This is a genomic window from Archangium lansingense (genome assembly GCF_026626635.1).
Taxonomy (GTDB): Bacteria; Myxococcota; Myxococcia; order Myxococcales; family Myxococcaceae; genus Archangium; species Archangium lansingense.
This window is the reverse complement of sequence record NZ_JAPNKA010000001.1, coordinates 10,948,870-10,965,537: the sequence shown is the minus strand read 5'-3', so window position 1 is coordinate 10,965,537 and position 16,668 is coordinate 10,948,870. Positions and strand designations below refer to the sequence as shown.

Here is a 16,668-nt window from a genome sequence, read left to right as displayed (position 1 = left end):
GGCAAAACACGCGTGCGCACCTTGCTGAAGGACGGGGCCGTCACATCTTGGCTCCCATGAATCGCGCGGCCCCCTTCACCTTCGATGATTCTCACTGGCCCCTGCTGGGCGTGCGGCTGACCGGAGAACCCTCGCGCCGGGAGTTCGAGAGCTTTCTCGACAGGTGCACTCAATATTTGCAGCGAGGAGAGCGCCACCTCTGTGTCCTCGATGTGAGCGCGCTGTGGCTCTTGTCGACGGAGCAGCGGCAGCGGCACGTGGAGTGGCTCGAGGCGAACGCGGCGTTGATGCGCCAGACGCTGCTAGGGCTCGCCTACGTCATCACCTCGCCCACGGTGGTGCTGACGATGAGCGTCATCTTCCACTTCAAGCCGCCGCCCGTGCCCTACACCATCGTCCCTCACCTGGACGCGGCGAGGGTCTGGGCGGCCCGGCGCCTCGAAGAGGAAGGACTGCGTGCCTCGGCCGAGCGTGTCCGGTACCAGTTATTCATTGGGACTCTCGCGGGGCCCGCGCCCGGATGCGCCTCAGCGGGCCTGCCTGGACCGTGTTAGACCTCCCTGCGGGAGGTCCCTCATGCAGACTCTCACGCAGCCCGATTTCAATTCGCAGCGCTTCAAGGCCAACCCATACCCGTTCTACGCGCGCCTGCGCGAGGAGGCGCCTGTCTTCCGCATCAAGGGTCCCGCCAACGAGGTGGGCTGGCTGGTGACCCGCTACGACGACGCGGCCATGGTGTTGAAGCACGCGAGCGCCAGCAAGGATCGCCTCGGCAACATGACGCCGGAGCAGCGCGCCAAGGTGCCCTGGTTCGTGAATCTCTTCGAGCCGCTCTCGCAGAACATGCTGAGCAGGGATCCGCCGGATCACACCCGGCTGCGCTCGCTCGTGCACAAGGCCTTCACGCCGAAGTTGATCGAGCGGCTGCGCACCCGCGTCCAGGTGCTGTCGGACGGGCTGCTGGATGCGGTCCAGCGCAAGGGCTCCATGGAACTCGTCGAGCAGTACGCGTTCCTGTTGCCCGTGACGATCATCGCCGAGATGCTGGGTGTCCCCTCGGGCGACTATCGGAAGTTCCAGCGCTGGTCCAACCGGCTCATCTCGAACACGACCATGCGGGACGTGTTTCTCTCCATCCCGAGCGTGGTGATGTTCACCCGCTACCTGCGCAAGCTCATCGCGATGCGGCGCTCGTCCCCGGGAGATGACCTGCTCTCGGCGCTCATCCAGGCGGAGGAGGCGGGCGAAAAGCTGACGCCGGACGAGCTGGTCAGCATGGCGTTCCTGTTGCTCGTGGCGGGGCACGAGACCACGGTGAACCTGATCTCCGGCGGGACGCTCGCCCTGCTCCAGCATCCCGAGCAGTTGGAACGGCTGAGGAAGGACCCCGCCCTCATCGGGCCGGCGGTCGAGGAGCTGTTGCGCTATGCGAGCCCGGTGGAGGTGTCCACCGAGCGCTTCGCGAAAGAAGACATCACCGTGGGTGGAGTGACGATTCCGCGAGGAGATCTGGTCTTCGCGGTCCTGGCCTCCGCCAACCGGGACGAGCGCCACTTCAAGGATCCGAACACGCTCGACCTGAGCCGCGAGCCCAACAAGCACCTGTCCTTCGGGCTGGGCATCCACTACTGCCTGGGGGCACCGCTCGCGCGACTCGAGGGGCAGATCGCCATCCAGACGCTGGTGAACCGGTTCCCCAACCTGCGCCTGTCCAAGCCGGCGGACTCGCTGAAGTGGCGCACGGGCATCCTCATGCGCGGGCCAAAGCAACTGCCGGTCTCTCTTAAATAGGTGAGCAGAAGTTCCCGACACAATCGTGTGGCCTCTGCACACTGCGCCTGAAGCTACGGCAGACCGGCCTTCCGGCCGCGCGCTTCAGGAAGTTGTCCAACAGTTGGACAACTTTCTGAAGACCGAGCCCGGCGGAGCTGCTCGCTTCGCCCGACCTCCATCAGATGACGTGGGCCCTTGTGTAATGGAACTTCTGCTCACCTCCTTAGAGGTGCCGGGGGGTTCCTCCGACGTGGCGCTCCTGCTCCCCTGAGCGGAAGAGTGAGTGGAGTAGGATTCGCCAGAGCCACCGTGCGCGTCCTGGAGCGGGGATCCGGCTCGGTGCAAACACGCGTCTCAGGCTTCGCGTTGTTGGGGAGGCCAGTGAGGAGCACGCGTGGAAGAGGGGAAGAAGTCCGAGGCGAGCAGCGAGGACATGGAGCAGTTGGGGCCGTATCAGCTCCACGAGCAGGTGGCGCAGGACGAGCACAGCCGGGGCGAGCTCTACCGGGCCACGCACGAGACGAGCGGGGCGACGGCCCTGGTGCTCAAGCCCGCCGCAGAGGACGGCGCGGTGCCGCTGACGGACTGGCGGGTGCGGTGCATCTCTTCAGCCTCGTTCAGCTACATCGCCGTGGAGGTGGAGCAATCCCCCTGGTCCGTTGAGCCCGTCAGGCACTCGACCGAGGAACTGATGTGCGTGTTCGAGGATGTGCACGAGGGGGTGAAGCGCATGGCCCGTGCTCTCCCCGACTTCGATGAACCTCGTCGCCGGTGGCCTCTGGGTCTGGCGCTGGCTGGCGCCGCCGCGGTGTTCGCGCTGGTCTTCGCCCTGTCCCGTCAGGCTCCTGTGCTTCCACAGCCCGGCGGCCCGGACACCTTGGCGGGCGCCGTGCCCGCGCCCGTGAGCCTTGAGGTGCAGACGAATGGCGCGGTGCCCTCCACGGGCAATTCGTTCTGGGGCGCAACCGATGGTGGGCCATCAGCCATCGCCCACCCCTTTCCGCGTAAGCCCTACAAAGGCCAGCGGCTCCCTCCCTGCAAGCCTCGTATCGAGGTGGAGATCATGGGCGCCTGCTGGGTGCCTCACAAACTCAAGGCTCCGTGCCCGGAGGAACTCTACGAGTACAAGGGCGAGTGCTACACGACCTCCATGCTCCCCCAGCCGCAGCCTCAATCGCTCGAGCAGTGAGTGGCCTGGCCCTCGTGGTACGCGGACTGCAATCAGAGAGTCGGTAGAAGTTGGAACCGACAAAAGGTGCGAACGTGACGCGCGAACTGTGGAAGTGGGGCCGCATTTGGGTGAACGGGTGTTGCCGGTGGGCCACGGTCCTGCTCTCCGTCCTGCTCCTCTCCGGGGCGGCTGTGGCCCAGGAGCCTTCCACCGAGTCGAACGAGCGTCTGGTCGAGGGCTCCTCCCTTGATGGCATCAGCACGAATCGCCGGCTGATCTGTGGCAGCAAGTTCTGCGTCTGGTCCGTCACCGACTCGCTGGGCCCCTGTGTTGTTGGGACCTGCTATTCGACTCATCTGTCGGTGACCGACCGAAAGGGAAAGCTGCTGGGGGCGTCCTCGGACCAGGCTGACCTGTCTGGGGGGCGGGCGCGCTTTCTCGGTCCTCGCCAGGTGGAGTTCGTCGGCCTGGTCAGCCTGGAGGACAACAATGGAGACGACCCAGAAGGCCGGCGCAGGGAGGTGGGGTTCGGTGCGGCGCTGATGATGCGGCGGCTGATCACCCTCTCTCAGGATGGCTCGGCGATCACGTCCGATACCCGAGAGTGGCTATCTCCCAAGCACCACGCGTTGCTCGAGCGCCGGCTCAACAACCAACGCGCTGGCATCGAGCCGAAGATCAAGGGCCGCATGCCTGATTCCGTGTTCGCGAAGGCACGGACGGTGTGTGGCTCGGAAGGAAACGAGGAGCTGAAGCCGACGCTCTACGAGTGTCACGGCGGTGGCATCTGCGTGCTCGTGTTGGACAGGGTCTCGGGGGATCGGTCGTCTGAGGAATCCTCCTGTGTCTTGAAGGTGAAGGAGGGCAACGTGGAGCGCCTCCCCCTGGGCACGTTGATGGGGGTGGATGACGAGTCGTACAAATTCTCCCTGGAGTCGGCCCGCTATTGCTTCACCTGCACCATCTGCGGCTTCAGGGGCAGCAGTGGCAACACGCAATGCGTCTCCCGTGAGCGGCCGGACCACATGGCCTTCGTGGAGACGGCGGGCCTGCATGTCGACAGTGGCGAGTTCTACCCGGTTCAGCAGGCCGGCTCGTCCGCGGCGGGGGCGGCGGCTGCGCTGACGGTCCATGCCTACAGCCTGGCTCACGTGAGCTGGGGGCTCGACAACTGGAAGGACGCCAAGGACCTCTCCTTGGCGTGGCAGGCAATGCGTATCGGCGAAGACCTCCGATTCCACGTCGAGGTCGAGGACGACGTGCTCCAGCCTGCCGGTGACGGTCCGTCCGTGCACTCGGACCACCTGGAGCTCGACTTCAAGGGGCCGCGAGCTCACCTCAAGCTGGGGGTGCTCCTGGCCGCGGACGGGCAGCTCCAGGTCCGGCTCTGGAATCAGGGCGCGGCAGGGCAGGAGCGGGAAGTGGATGAGCAGTATGCCGCGGCCGGCACCTGGTCGAAGACGGCACGTGGCTACCGGGTGGAGGTGTCGCTGCCGCTCGCGCCGCTGCGAGAGTCGTTGGGCGCGCAGAAGACCTTGAGCTTCGAGATGGTGGCCTCCGACTCGGATGGGAAGAAGCGGCAGGAGACGCTGTTGGGGAACAGCGGCTCGCTCGACTTCTGGGACGAGTACCCTCCCACCATCGAGGAGTACACCCGCGTGCGCGCGAGGAACTGAGCCCTCGCCTCCAATCCCTCCAGCCCCTGGGGCTATGCTGTGCGGCCATGGCGAACGCCGGACGCAAGCATCTGGACCTGGGGGCCCTGCGCGACAAGCGGGCCACGGTCATCCTGGCAGTGGTGGCGCTGGGCGTGGCGACACCGTTGGTGGCTCGGCTCACCTTCCCTGGCTGGGTGGAGGCCTCGGCGCTGGCGCAGGTTCGGTTGCTGGTGCGGATGAGCGGGCTGTTCGTGCTCGCGGGCGCCTATCCCGCCGTGTTGGTGCTGGTGCGGTTGGGCCTCACCGACGTGTCGGTGTATCAGCACCGCGCGCTGCTGCGCCTCTACCCCGTCTTCTGCAATCTCTTCCAAGTGCTGGTGGCACTCGACGGCTTCCTGCTCGTCGTCTGGCCCGAGCGCTTCGCCTTGCCCAGCCTGTGGGCCGATTTGCTGCTGTCCGTCGCCGGAGTGGGCCTGCTGCCTTCGGTGCTGCACCACCAGAGCTGGCTGGCGGGCTTCGACCCGCGCGAGGTGCTCTCGGCGCGGAATGCGCTCGACGGGGCCAGGCCCCTGCCGTCCTCCCGTACTCCGCTCGACACGCTCGACTACCGGGTCCTGCAGTTGGTGGCTCACAGCGGCAGTGATGTGGCGGCGGTGATGATCAACGACATGGCCATTGGGGCGAGGGACCTCAACCTGAGGCTGCGCAAGCTGGTGGCGTTCGGCTACCTGGACGTGGTGGACGAGCATCACGGCCCGCAGCTCACCCTTACCTCCCTGGGGACCGATACCCTCGCCCTGCCGGTCTCTCTGTTCACCTGGCAGACCAATGATCTGGAACTGCTGCATGAGCTGGCCTCGGCCCGCCTGGCGCTGGAGGAACGCCAACCGCAGAAGGTGGTGGTGGCGTGCGCCCGGTGCTGTGAGCGGCTGTTGCGCGGGCTGCTGGCCTCCCACGAGCCACCCGTGACGAACGTGGGTGGCAAGGACGTGGGCCGCGCGACACTGGGCGAGCTGGTAGGGGCCTGCCGCCAGCACCGGCTCATCGGTCGTTTCGAGGACAACATTTTCTCGGCCCTCAACGAGCGGCGGAAGAAGATCCACGCCCTGCAGGACGAGCGCCCCATCGACGACCAGGATGCCTTCATCCTCTACACGCTCACGGAGATCGCCGCCCGAGCGCTGCTGACATCGCAACCCAGGGCCGCGGCGCAGTCGCTCGCGGCGGGCGAGGGCGTACAGGGCGATCCCACCGGTTCCTGAGCGGCCGCCGGTCCGTGGAAGGCCGTCTGTCACACTTTCGCGCGCAGTCCGTAACTCCTGTCGGCACTCAACGCCAAAGGAGGCGCACCATGCGCGCAAACCCGTGGAGCCGTATCCTCGTCGCCCTCTGCTTCTTCTCTTTCACTGTGCAGGCGTCCCCTCCGCCGTCCCATGAGTCGGGCACGCGCGTGGCCATCCGCCTCCCCGAGGCGAGCGGCGAGCTGCCTGAGCCAGAGAAGATGGTCGAGCCGCTCATGGTCGACGGCGGTGAGCGCCAGGTCCGGATGATGCGCCGCAAGTCGCCCGGCACGCAGGAACTCACCATGGAGCTGTGGGGCAGCACCGTGCCCCAGGTCGACATCCCTCAGGCGCTCCGGGACGCATTCCCGGTGCTGGCCTCGGCGGACATCCAGGTGTCCACGCTCGACCCGAAGGACCGTCCGAAGCCCCATGGAGAGGGCAAGCTGGAGCGCGAGCTCCACGGTGAGAAGGGCACGGTGGTCAAGAAGGTGGTGAAGATCATCAAGAAGGAGCAGGCGCCCGCGCCGTGAGTCCGGGGGCGCCAGAGGGCCTTTCGAGCCCTGGCGCCCTCTGTTGTCACGAAAATCGGCCGAGTTCGTATTGAATGCCCGGGAGACCCTGGCAATGCCCCGACTTCCCTGGCCTCTACGCGATGCATGGTGGTCCCGACTGGTCGTCCGGAGCCAGCGCGGGGACCGTGAGGCGTTCCGGGACCTGTACCGGGCGCTGTATGGCCCCGTCTCGCGCTACGTCCACCGGCGCGTCCCGAGCGCAGCGGATGCCGAGGACCTCATCGGCCAGGTGTTCTTCCGGCTGCTCGAGTCACTCGACCGCATCGAGCCAGGGCGGGGCAGCGTGCTGTCGTACACCCTGTCCATGGCGCGCAATGCGTTGGTGGACCATGCGCGCAGCCGGGCGGGGATGGTGCCCGAGGAGGCCGCCGCGGTTGTGCCTGACTCGGGGACGGGGCCGCTGGAGCGCCTGATGGGGGAGGAGGACGCGGCGCGGGTGCGGTCGGAGCTGGCGAGGCTGCCGGCCGAGACGCGCGAGTTGTTGATGCTGCGCTTCGGGGACGGTTTGCGCTTCGCGGAAGTGGCCCAGGTCATGGGGCTGAGCGAGGCGTCGGTCCGACAGCGCACCTCGAGAGCGGTGCGCGAGCTGCGGGCACGGTGGGATGCCGGCCCGGCGAGAGGAGAGCTGGCCAATGACGGATGAAGAGCTTTCCCGAGCACTTCGCGGCCGTGAGCCGCCGGCAAACCCGGAGCACCGGGAGCGGATCGAGCAGGAGCTGCTCGCCGCATATGACACGCGGGTGGAGCGTCATGCCCGGCGTGTCAGGTCTCCTATGTGGAGGTACGCGACGGCCGCTGGACTGTTGCTGGGCCTGGTGAGCGCCACCCAGGTCTCCGCCGAATACAAGCTGGAGGTGGGCAAGCGCATCCAGTTGGTGCTACCGGCGGGCCGCGAGGTGCCTCCCGGGCTGGGTGACAGGGTGGCTCGGGCCTTCGTGTCCGAGTCCAGCCGGCTGGTGGATGTCGGGGTGATGATGCGCCGCACTCCGGATGGGGCGGCCACCCTGGTGGTGGACGTCTGGGGCGATCGGCTCACCCAGGGCAGCGACGGGATGGAGCGGCTGCGCGCCGTGCCCGAGCTCGCGGGCCTTCCGATGGAGGTGACGAACCTCGAGGGGCGCGTGCGCGACAACCTGCTCGGGCTGGTGCGCTACCGGCTGTTCCGCGCCGGAGCCTCGCCCGAGGAGCGTGAGGTGGTGCGGCAGCGTGTCATCGAGGAGCTGCGGCGCCAGGAGGGCGAGGAGGCGCAGATCGACGTGCACGTCGAGGAGGATTCGCAGAAACAGCGGATGCGCGTCAGGGTGCGCAAGCAGGTGCCGGCGCCTCCGTCTCCCTCCGAGTAGCCAGCCCAGGTCCGTGGATTACCAGTCCGGGGTCCTTGCCGTGCCCGAGATGCCGCTCAGAAGTAGCGCGCGGCGAGCAGGTCCTGCACATCGAGCAGGCCCACGGCCTTGCCCTCGGCGTCGACCACGGGGAGCTGGTCCACGCGGAACTCGCGCATCAGCTTGGTGGCCGCGAGCACCAGCACCTCGGGCCCCACACAGCGGGGCCGCTTGCCCATCACTTCGCGGATGGGCACGTCGAAGTTCGTCCGCCCCTGCTCGACGAGCCGGCGCAGGTCTCCGTCCGTGAAGATGCCCACGAGCCGTCCCTGCCGGTCCACCACGTTGGTGGCGCCAGGCCGGCCCGGGGTGTTGGTCATCACCACCACTGCCTCGGAGAGCTTCGCGGTGTCACGCACCACGGGGTTGGAGGGACCGGAGCGCATCAGCTCGAAGACGCGCATGACGGAGCGGCCAATCTTCCCGCCGGGGTGGAGCAGGGCGTACTCGGCCGAGCCGAAGGGCCGGGCGCGCAGCACCGCCATCGCCAGCGCGTCGCCGATGGCATGCAGCGCCGCGGTGGAGGCGGTGGGCACCATGCCCATGGGGCAGGCCTCTTCGATGCGTCCGATGTCCAACACCACGTCCGCTCCGCGCGCCAGCGGGCTCTCCGCGTCGCCGGTAATCGCGATGACGGGGGCGCCCAGCCGCTTGAAGGAGGGCAGCAGCCGCACCAGCTCCTCGGTGGCGCCGCTGTTGGACAGGGCGAGGATGACGTCGCCTCGGCCCACTCGGCCCAGGTCTCCGTGTACGGCCTCGGTGGGATGCAGGAAGACGGAGCGGATGCCGGTGGAGGCCAGCGTGGCCGACAGCTTCTGGCCAATGAGCCCTGCCTTGCCCACGCCCGTCACCACCGTCTGCACCGAGTCGCGTACCAGCTCGAGCGCCCGCAGGAAGGAGTCTCCCAGTCGCCCCGTCAGCCCCAGGATGGCCTGGGCCTCCGCCTCGAGCACGCTGCGCGCGTAGTCGAGCGTGGCCTCGCGCTCGTCTGGGGAGGAGGTGGGGGAGGGGGCAGGCGAGGGCCGGGGGCCCGGCTCGGGGGTGGACGTGGCGTGTCCGGGAAGGGCCCTCAGACGGGGCTTCCGGGCGGTGCTTCGAGAGGCTCGGGCCATGGGCGCCCTTGTACCTCCAGCCCCGGCGGGCCTGCCAGCTTGACGCACCGGGGGGCATCGGCTACGCGCCTCCTCGCCTGGCGGGCGGACGGGAGCGCACCCCTGCGACCGCGGGTTTTCAATGACGGGCTTTCCGCCCGACCTGAACCTGGAGAGGGGACGAGATGAAGTTCTTCATCGATACCGCCGACGTCGCGGAGATCCGCAAGGCCCACGAGATGGGCGTGCTGGATGGTGTCACCACCAACCCGTCGCTGCTGGCCAAGGTGGGCCGCGGCCTGGAGGAGACCATCCGGGAGATCTGCTCCATCGTGGATGGCCCCGTGAGCGCCGAGTGCGTCTCCCTGGAGGCTCCCGAGCTCATCAAGGAGGGCCGCGGGCTGGCCAAGATTCACGACAACGTCGTGGTGAAGGTTCCCATGGGCGTGGAGGGCATGAAGGCCGTCAAGGCGCTCACCTCCGAGGGCATCCGCACCAACGTGACGCTGTGCTTCTCCGCCAACCAGGCCCTGCTGGCCGCCAAGGCTGGCGCCACCTACATCTCGCCGTTCGTGGGCCGCCTGGATGACATCTCCCAGGACGGTATGGAGCTCATCGCCCACATCATCGAGATCTACCAGAACTACGACTTCACCACGCAGGTGCTGGTGGCCAGTGTCCGCAACCCGGTGCACGTGCTGCAGGCCGCTCGCATGGGCGCCGACGTGGCCACGCTGCCCTACAGCGTCATCACCCAGCTCGCCAACCATCCGCTGACCGACATTGGCATCAAGAAGTTCCTGGCCGACTGGGAGAAGGTGCCCAAGGCCGCCAAGCCGTAGCATTCTGGCACCTGCCCGCGAAGGCCGTTGCCCGCAAAGAGAGAGGCCACCGCCCGTCCTGGCGCGGTGGCCTTCTCGTTTCAGCGCGGGTGGTTCGTTACTGGTACACCGCGTCGAAGACCTTCATGATGACGCTGGGTGAGAAGCCGTGGTTGGCCCTGAGCTCGATGCTGCTGGTGGCCGGAGCACTCGTAGTGCCAGTGGCTCCCGTCATGCGGATGGTGCCGACGTTTCCGTTTCCAACGCCAGTGAAGTTGAAGTCCACCGTGCGCACGCAACGGGTGGCGACCGGAGAGGTCTCGGAGCCCGGCGGGGTCGGTGCACCCGTGTCACAGAGCCCTCCGATCGTCAGAGTGCCGTCCGACTGGGTCGTGGCCACGCGCGTGTTGTAGTCGACGTTGAACCCGCCGTAACCGAAGGTGGACGCGGTGTTCAAGACCTCGACCTGGCCGCGGCTGCCCGACCTCTGGGCAGTGAATCCCGCAGTGTCCGGCGACATCTGGTTGGAGTGGGCATCGCCCCAACGGAAGTGCACATTCGCGGTCCCATTCAGCGGCACATTGTACATGCCGCTCGTGTCCGCAGGGGTGAGCAGCTCGAAGTTGTTCGGATCCAGGGTCCCGCTGTAGACGAGGTGGATGGGGCGCCAGATCTGCGTGTTGCCGTCCCAGCAGCCGTTGGGTCCGTCCCACTTGCCATTGCGGCTCGCGGGCTTGCTCGGGTCGGTGCAGTCGATGCGCTCGGTGTCGATGAAGAACTCGCCCGAGTCCCAGACGCCGTTGTCGTTGCGGTCCACCAGGGGCTCACCCAGGTCCACGAACCACTCGCCCGGATCCCACCGGCCGTTGAGCGTCTTGTCGGGGCCGGAGCCGTCGGCGAAGTACTCCTCGCCCGCGACCACGGCGATGACCGTCACCACCATGTCGCGGGGGTTTCGATCCCCGATGGACTTCTCCCCCGCCATGGGAGGGACTTCGTAGGGCGGGAAGATGCCCTTGGTGGTGAAGATGGTGCTGGCCTCGCCGGTGTCGGCCGCGGGCGAGCTACCCGTCTGGGCCTTGGAGTCGACAGGGCTATTGATGGAGCCCGCCTCGGGGTACCACTGCACCGGCGTCTTCAAGCCCACGGGCGTGCCGAAGCGATCCACCAGCTTGGCCTTGCAGGTGCTGGTGACTTCCCGAGGAGCGGGAAGGCCGTGGAGCGCGCCCAGGTTCTTCTTGTCGCAGTCCACGGTGAACCCCACGTCGGACGGCTTGCCGCCGACGATGGGGGTGCCCGGGTGGGAGGCATCGACGGGCCGCACGGAGCCGCGCGTGGCGGTGACGGTGGCCTTGACGATGGCCACGCCCACCGAGTTGCCCGCGCGCAGCGTGGTGGTCGCCTGTCCCTGGGAATCCGTCGTGGCACTTGGGGTGACACTCGCACCGGCGGCGCCCGACACCTCGAAGCTCACGTCGATGTCCGGCACGGCCTGCCCGCCAGCGTTGATCAGCTTGAAGGTGATGGGCGTGGTGGTTTCACGTCCGGAGGACTCCAGGCCGAGCTGCGCCTTGGTGGCGGTGGTCACCACGTGGAACATGGAGGACACGCCCAGGAAGGGGTAGGACAGTTCGTGGCTCTCACCCAGCACGCTGAGGGTGACGCGCGCGGTGCCGGCCGTGTCATTGGCCACGTACAGCGACGCGCTGCTCTTGCCTCCCGCCGCGTTGACGGTCGTGGTCCGGGTACCCGCCTCCGGGGCGAAGGAGCCCTTGTCCGTGGTGAAGGTGATGGGGGTCCCATCCGCCACCGGGGTGTTTCCCGCGGTGCGCGTCACCGTCGCGGTGATCACCACGCGATCGCCGGTGCCGGCCACGAGCGCGGGCTTGTCACTCTGGATGTCGAACCTGAAGGTCGTGCTTCCGCCGTCCGAGCCACCGTCCGTGGGGTTGTTCGTGCCACCGTCCGTGCCGCCGTCGCCGCCGCCGCCGGAGGTCGCCACCTGGACGTTCACCTTGGCGGTGACCTGGTCCCACTCCGCCTGGATGGAGACCGGGCCCTTGCAGCTGGCATCCTGCGCCTTCGGGCACTTGAAGACGGTGGTGGCCATGCCATCCGCCAGCGTCAGCGTGACGGTCTTCTGGTCATTCTCGAAGAGGCCCGCCGCGGCCGTCAGCACGACGGAGCCCGTCCCGGCGGCTCCCTTGCCATCCTCGGCGCTGACGCGCAGGGTGCTGGTCTGGCCCTTGTCGTCGATGCTGGGCGGTGTCGCGGTGATCGAGACGAAGGGCTCGCCCTCCTGCGGAGGAGGCTGCGGGCAGGCGGTGATTCCCAACACCAGCAGCAGGGCGCTGGTGAGCTTCAACAAACGGTGCATGTAGACGATTCCCCTCGGCAGTTCCGGCCCAATACTTGACGGCTGGCAGTATTCTGGCGCTCGGGGTATTCGTCAAACAACACATGTGTGATGCCGTACTCGTGGGAGGATGCCCTTCTCCCACAGTGTGCCCGGCCCCACCCGAGCCCGCGAGGAAACTCCATGGACTTCCAGCTCTCCGACTCTCAACGCGCCCTGCAGGAGATGGCGCGCAAGTTCTCCCGCGAGGTGATTCGCCCCAAGGCGGCCCACCATGACGAGACCTCTCAGTTTCCCCGGGAAATCATTGTCTCCGCGTGGGAGAACGGCCTGCTGAACATGGCCACCCCCGAGGCCTACGGCGGCCTGGGCCTGACGCACCTGGATCAGCTCCTGGCGTACGAGGAGCTGGCCTGGGGCTGTGCGGGCATGGCCACCTCCATCACGGCCAATGACCTGGCCAACCTGCCCATCATCGTGGGCGGCAGCGAGGAGCAGAAGCAGCGGCTGCTCCGGCCCTTCACCGAGAAGTTCAAGCTGGCCTCCTTCTGTCTCACCGAGCCGGAGGCGGGCTCGGACGTGGCCAACATGAGCACCACCGCGGTGCGCGATGGTGACCACTACGTGCTCAACGGCTCCAAGTGCTTCATCACCAACGGCGGCCACGCGGACCAGTACACGGTGTTCGCCACGGTGGATAAGGCCAAGAAGCACAAGGGGATTACGTGCTTCGTGGTGGAGGGCCGTCCCAAGGGCCTCACCGTGGGCAAGCACGAGAACAAGATGGGCCAGCGCGCCAGCGACACCGTGGCGCTCACCTTCGAGGACGTGCGCGTTCCGGTGGCCAACCGCATCGGCGAGGAGGGCGAGGGCTGGCGCATCGCCATGGAGACGCTGGACAACAGCCGTCCCATCACCGCCATCCTCTCGGTGGGCATCGCCCGCGCCGCGCTCGAGCACTCGCTGGACTACTCCGCCCAGCGCAAGACGTTCGGCAAGGCCATCCGCGAGCACCAGGGCATCCAGTTCATGCTCGCCGACATGGCCATGAACATCCAGGCCGCGCGTCTGCTCTGCCACCAGAGCGCGTGGCTGCTGGACCAGGGCCAGCGCGCCTCCCTCCAGTCCTCCTACGCCAAGTGCTTCGCGGCGGACATGGCCATGAAGGTCACCACCGACGCCGTCCAGGTCTACGGCGGCTACGGCTACATCAAGGAGTACCCGGTGGAGAAGCTCATGCGCGACGCCAAACTCATCCAAATCTACGAGGGTACCAGCCAGGTGCAGCGCCTCGTGATCGCGCGCGAGCTATTCAAGTAGGCAAGAAAAACTGTCTGCTGCCGACGCTTCTCCGTTGCCGACGCGGGGTGTTGATGCGTAAATCAACGCCCCGCGACGCAGCGCGTTGCGTCATGGCAGCGCGTTGTTTGCGCCATTTCTGGGAGTACCCGCTCTTCTAAGGAGAAGGACGTGAAGATCCTCGTCACCGCCAAGCGCGTGGAAGACCCCGAGTCCAAGATCAAGGTGAAGCCGGACGGCTCGGGCATCGTGCAGGAGGGGTTGAAGTACAAGATCAACCCCTTCGATGAAATCGGGGTCGAAGAAGGCCTGCGCCTCGTGGCCAAACATGGCGGCGAGGTGGTGGTGGTCTCCATCGGCGGCAAGGAAGTGCAGGAGCAGCTGCGGCACGCGCTGGCCATGGGTGCCACGCGTGCGGTGTGGGTGAACCACACGGGCCCGTTGGATCAGATGGGCGTGGCGGGGCTGCTGCAGAAGGTCACGGAGAAGGAGAAGCCGGACCTGGTCCTCCTGGGCAAGCAGGCCATCGACGATGACCAGAACCAGGTGGGCCAGTATCTGGCCGAGTACCTGGGCTGGGGTCAGGCCACGTTCGCCTCGAAGGTGGAGTCGCTGGAGAGCGAGCAGGAGAAGAACAAGGTGCCGGCGCTGACGGTGGGCGCGGACAACAAGAGCGTGCGCGTGGTGCGCGAGGTGGACAACGGGTTGGCCACGCTGGAGTGTGCGCTGCCTGCGGTGGTCACCACGGACCTGCGCCTGAACCTGCCGCGCTACGCGAGCCTGCCGGGCATCATGAAGGCCAAGAGCAAGCCCATCGAGGAGCTGACGCCGGCCAAGCTGGGCGTGGACGTCACCCCGAAGGTGCAGGTGCTGAAGATGGCCTCGCCGCCCCCGCGCAAGGCCGGCATCAAGGTGCCGGATGTGGCGACGCTGGTGGACAAGCTGCGCAACGAGGCCAAGGTCGTCTGACCGGGGCCGTTCCCCCTCTTCTTCGAGAATCTGGAGCTGAACATGCCGATCGTTCTCATCGTTGCGGAGCAGCAGCCGGACGGGAACCTGCGCAAGGCGACCCTCAATGCCGTGGGCGCGGGCAAGCAGCTCGCCGACAAGGCGGGCGCGGAGCTGCACCTGGTGCTGCTCTCCAAGGATCCCTCCAAGGTGTCCAATGAGCTGGCGGGCCTGGGAGTCAAGGCGGTGCACACCGCCGCGGCGCCCGAGTTCGAGCACTACCTGGCCGAGACGTACGCCCCGGCCATCGCCGAGCTGGCGAAGTCCATTGGCGCCAACTACGTGGGCATGGCGTCCACCGCGCAGGGCAAGGACTTGCTGCCCCGCGTGGCCGCGCGCCTGCAGTCCGCCATGGCCACGGACGTCATGGGCTTCAACGGCTCTGGCGCGGACGTGACGTTCAGCCGGCCCATGTGGGCGGGCAACGTCTTCGCCGAGGTGAAGCTCACCACGCCGGTGAAGGTGTTCACCCTGCGCGCCACCGAGTTCCCCGCCGCCGCGGGAGGCCAGGGTGCCGCCGAGGTGAAGGCGTTCTCGCCCAAGGTGGAGACGGGCAAGACGAAGTTCGTGGACTTCAAGGAGGTCAAGAGCGCGCGTCCCGAGCTGACCGAGGCGCGCGTGGTGGTCTCCGGTGGCCGCGGCACCAAGGGCGACTTCAAGGAGATTGAAGCGCTGGCCGACGAGCTGGGCGCCGCGGTGGGCGCCTCGCGCGCGGTGTGCGACGCCGGCTGGGTGCCCAATGACTTGCAGGTGGGTCAGACGGGCAAGGTCGTGGCGCCGCAGCTGTACATCGCCGCGGGCATCAGCGGAGCCATCCAGCACCTGGCGGGCATGAAGAGCTCCAAGACGATCGTCGCCATCAACAAGGACGCCGAGGCGCCCATCTTCCAGGTGGCCGACTACGGGCTGGTGGACGACCTCTTCAAGGTGCTGCCCGCGCTGCGCGAGGCCCTCCACAAGGCCAAGGGCTAGTCCGTCGGGTGGAGTTCCAGGAGGGGCGGGCGCGGGGGAACTCCTCGCCACCGCCCCTTTTGCGTTGCGCATGCTCCCTCTCCCTTTGGGAGAGGGCGGGGGGTGAGGGTTTTGGTCCCCGTGTGTCTCCGCTCCGCACGGTTCGCCTCACGGCACCCCAAGAGGGCATACCCTCACCCTGACCCTCTCCCAGAGGGAGAGGGTACATCAGAGCTCAATGTCCTTCTTGCCCTTCTCGGGTGGCTCTTGAGCGGGCTCCTCGTTCTCGGGCAAGGGCTCCACCTCTGGCAGCGAGTCGGGGTTGAAGGGGACGGTATCGGGCGCCGGCTCGGCCGCGGGTCCGAGCAGGTTGATGACCGGATGATCCGGCACCTCCACCTTCAATGTGGTGAACGTCCACTCCTCTCCGCTCTTGTAGGCCTCCCCGTACAGGGTGCCACTGGCCTTGGGTCCCTTCAGCGGGACGGCGAAGCTGGCCGAGCCCTTCTCATCGCTGGAATTGATGGAGAACTGCTGGGGCACCGAGCCCGACTCGATGGGCTCGCCGAGCACCTCGCGCACGTCGACGGACTGCTTCGCCTGGGTCACCGCGTCGACGAGGACGCCCGAGCCCTGCAGGGACTGCCAGATGGTGGCGCCGAAGATGAGGGGGCCCAGGCACCCGCAGGTCAACAGCAGCGCCAGGCAGCCCGAGGGCAGCGCCCACTTCCAGTTGCGGTTCCACCAGCCCTGCTGGGGGACCAGTTGGCCCTCTGCGCTCGTGTTCATGGATTTCCTGTCTCCTCCCGCCACCCTCGGGCGGCGCACCCGCGTCATAGCGGTTCCCGAGTGGTCGACAACAGGGCCAGCGAGCAGGCGTCGTTCCTGGCTCGGGGGGCGGTGACCGGGTAGCATTCCACCCACTTTGTCGAGGGCCGGTGGGATAAGGGGGCCTAGTGAACGCGCGCAGGGGTGACGTGATGGATGCGGTGCCGCGCCTGCACCCGGAGGCGGGGCTTCAACGTGTCGGGGACCGGATGCTGGCGGTGGGCCCCGATGACACCCTGCACACGTTCGAGGACGAGGGCGGTGAGGTGTCCGAGGTGGCCGAGCGTATCCTCGAGTTGGTCGACGGGTGTCGGACGGTGGGCGACATCGTGGCCGTACTGTGCGAGGAGTTCGAAGTGGAGCCGGCGCAATGCCGCGAGGACACGGTCTTCTTCGTGAGGCTCCTGGTAGAAAAAAAGGTGCTGGTGCTCGGGCCGTGAGCCCGGGCGGGCCGAGACCAGCACGGCGAGAGGTG

The 16,668-nt window shown here is 67.4% G+C and carries 16 protein-coding genes; 13 read left to right on the top strand and 3 right to left on the bottom strand.

The genetic code is table 11. The features are described 5' to 3' along the window. Positions 1-56: 56 nt before the first annotated feature. The 8 genes from OV287_RS43770 to OV287_RS43735 all read left to right on the top strand — a co-directional run bounded on the left by OV287_RS43770 (position 57) and on the right by OV287_RS43735 (position 7,800). The gene (locus OV287_RS43770) at positions 57-554 is read left to right on the top strand and encodes a hypothetical protein (protein WP_267539995.1); all 498 of its coding nucleotides are present in this window, start codon (positions 57-59) and stop codon (positions 552-554) included. A 22-nt stretch (positions 555-576) separates the two neighbouring features. Further along, positions 577-1,791, top strand: coding sequence for a cytochrome P450 family protein (locus OV287_RS43765; protein ID WP_267539994.1), 1,215 nt, complete (start codon positions 577-579; stop codon positions 1,789-1,791). Positions 1,792-2,167: 376 nt separating this feature from the next. Beyond that, positions 2,168-2,962, top strand: a complete 795-nt coding sequence (locus OV287_RS43760; protein WP_267539993.1) for a hypothetical protein — start codon at positions 2,168-2,170, stop codon at positions 2,960-2,962. 74 nt (positions 2,963-3,036) lie between these two features. After that, positions 3,037-4,620, top strand: a complete 1,584-nt coding sequence (locus tag OV287_RS43755) for a sugar-binding protein (protein WP_267539992.1) — start codon at positions 3,037-3,039, stop codon at positions 4,618-4,620. A 47-nt stretch (positions 4,621-4,667) separates the two neighbouring features. After that, positions 4,668-5,864 (top strand): hypothetical protein, encoded by a 1,197-nt coding sequence (locus tag OV287_RS43750; RefSeq protein ID WP_267539991.1) that lies wholly within the window; start codon positions 4,668-4,670, stop codon positions 5,862-5,864. A gap of 89 nt (positions 5,865-5,953) precedes the next feature. Beyond that, positions 5,954-6,415 carry a hypothetical protein gene (locus tag OV287_RS43745; protein ID WP_267539990.1) on the top strand — a complete coding sequence of 154 codons (462 nt, stop codon included), beginning with the start codon at positions 5,954-5,956 and terminating at the stop codon, positions 6,413-6,415. Between the two features lie 94 nt (positions 6,416-6,509). After that, complete coding sequence (locus tag OV287_RS43740; protein ID WP_267539989.1) at positions 6,510-7,100, top strand: RNA polymerase sigma factor; 591 nt, start codon at positions 6,510-6,512, stop codon at positions 7,098-7,100. Next, a complete protein-coding gene (locus tag OV287_RS43735; protein ID WP_267539988.1) occupies positions 7,090-7,800 on the top strand; it encodes a hypothetical protein in 711 nt (236 codons plus the stop codon). Before OV287_RS43740 ends, OV287_RS43735 begins: the two co-directional genes overlap by 11 nt. A gap of 56 nt (positions 7,801-7,856) precedes the next feature. On the opposite strand, the gene OV287_RS43730 is transcribed toward OV287_RS43735, so the two are convergent. Beyond that, positions 7,857-8,951, bottom strand: coding sequence for a KpsF/GutQ family sugar-phosphate isomerase (locus OV287_RS43730; RefSeq protein ID WP_267539987.1), 1,095 nt, complete (start codon positions 8,949-8,951; stop codon positions 7,857-7,859). Positions 8,952-9,115: 164 nt separating this feature from the next. Between OV287_RS43730 and fsa the strand changes: the two genes are divergently transcribed. After that, complete coding sequence (gene fsa, locus OV287_RS43725; RefSeq protein WP_267539986.1) at positions 9,116-9,772, top strand: fructose-6-phosphate aldolase; 657 nt, start codon at positions 9,116-9,118, stop codon at positions 9,770-9,772. 97 nt (positions 9,773-9,869) lie between these two features. On the opposite strand, the gene OV287_RS43720 is transcribed toward fsa, so the two are convergent. Then, complete coding sequence (locus OV287_RS43720) at positions 9,870-12,128, bottom strand: Ig-like domain-containing protein (RefSeq protein ID WP_267539985.1); 2,259 nt, start codon at positions 12,126-12,128, stop codon at positions 9,870-9,872. A gap of 162 nt (positions 12,129-12,290) precedes the next feature. On the opposite strand from OV287_RS43720, the gene OV287_RS43715 reads away from it, so the two are divergent. From OV287_RS43715 to OV287_RS43705, 3 genes are all read left to right on the top strand, one after another. After that, a complete protein-coding gene (locus OV287_RS43715) occupies positions 12,291-13,427 on the top strand; it encodes an acyl-CoA dehydrogenase family protein (RefSeq protein WP_267539984.1) in 1,137 nt (378 codons plus the stop codon). A 150-nt stretch (positions 13,428-13,577) separates the two neighbouring features. Further along, entirely contained in the window at positions 13,578-14,375 is a 798-nt protein-coding gene (locus OV287_RS43710; RefSeq protein ID WP_267539983.1) for an electron transfer flavoprotein subunit beta/FixA family protein, read from the top strand. A 42-nt stretch (positions 14,376-14,417) separates the two neighbouring features. Then, complete coding sequence (locus OV287_RS43705) at positions 14,418-15,386, top strand: electron transfer flavoprotein subunit alpha/FixB family protein (protein WP_267539982.1); 969 nt, start codon at positions 14,418-14,420, stop codon at positions 15,384-15,386. Positions 15,387-15,593: 207 nt separating this feature from the next. Here the strand turns inward: OV287_RS43705 and OV287_RS43700 are convergent, their stop codons facing one another. Beyond that, on the bottom strand, positions 15,594-16,154 hold the full coding sequence (locus tag OV287_RS43700) for a cytochrome c oxidase assembly factor Coa1 family protein (RefSeq protein ID WP_267539981.1): 561 nt from the start codon (positions 16,152-16,154) through the stop codon (positions 15,594-15,596). 167 nt (positions 16,155-16,321) lie between these two features. On the opposite strand from OV287_RS43700, the gene OV287_RS43695 reads away from it, so the two are divergent. Further along, positions 16,322-16,633: a PqqD family protein gene (locus OV287_RS43695; RefSeq protein ID WP_267539980.1), complete on the top strand. Its 312-nt coding sequence runs from the start codon at positions 16,322-16,324 to the stop codon at positions 16,631-16,633. Positions 16,634-16,668: the final 35 nt, after the last annotated feature.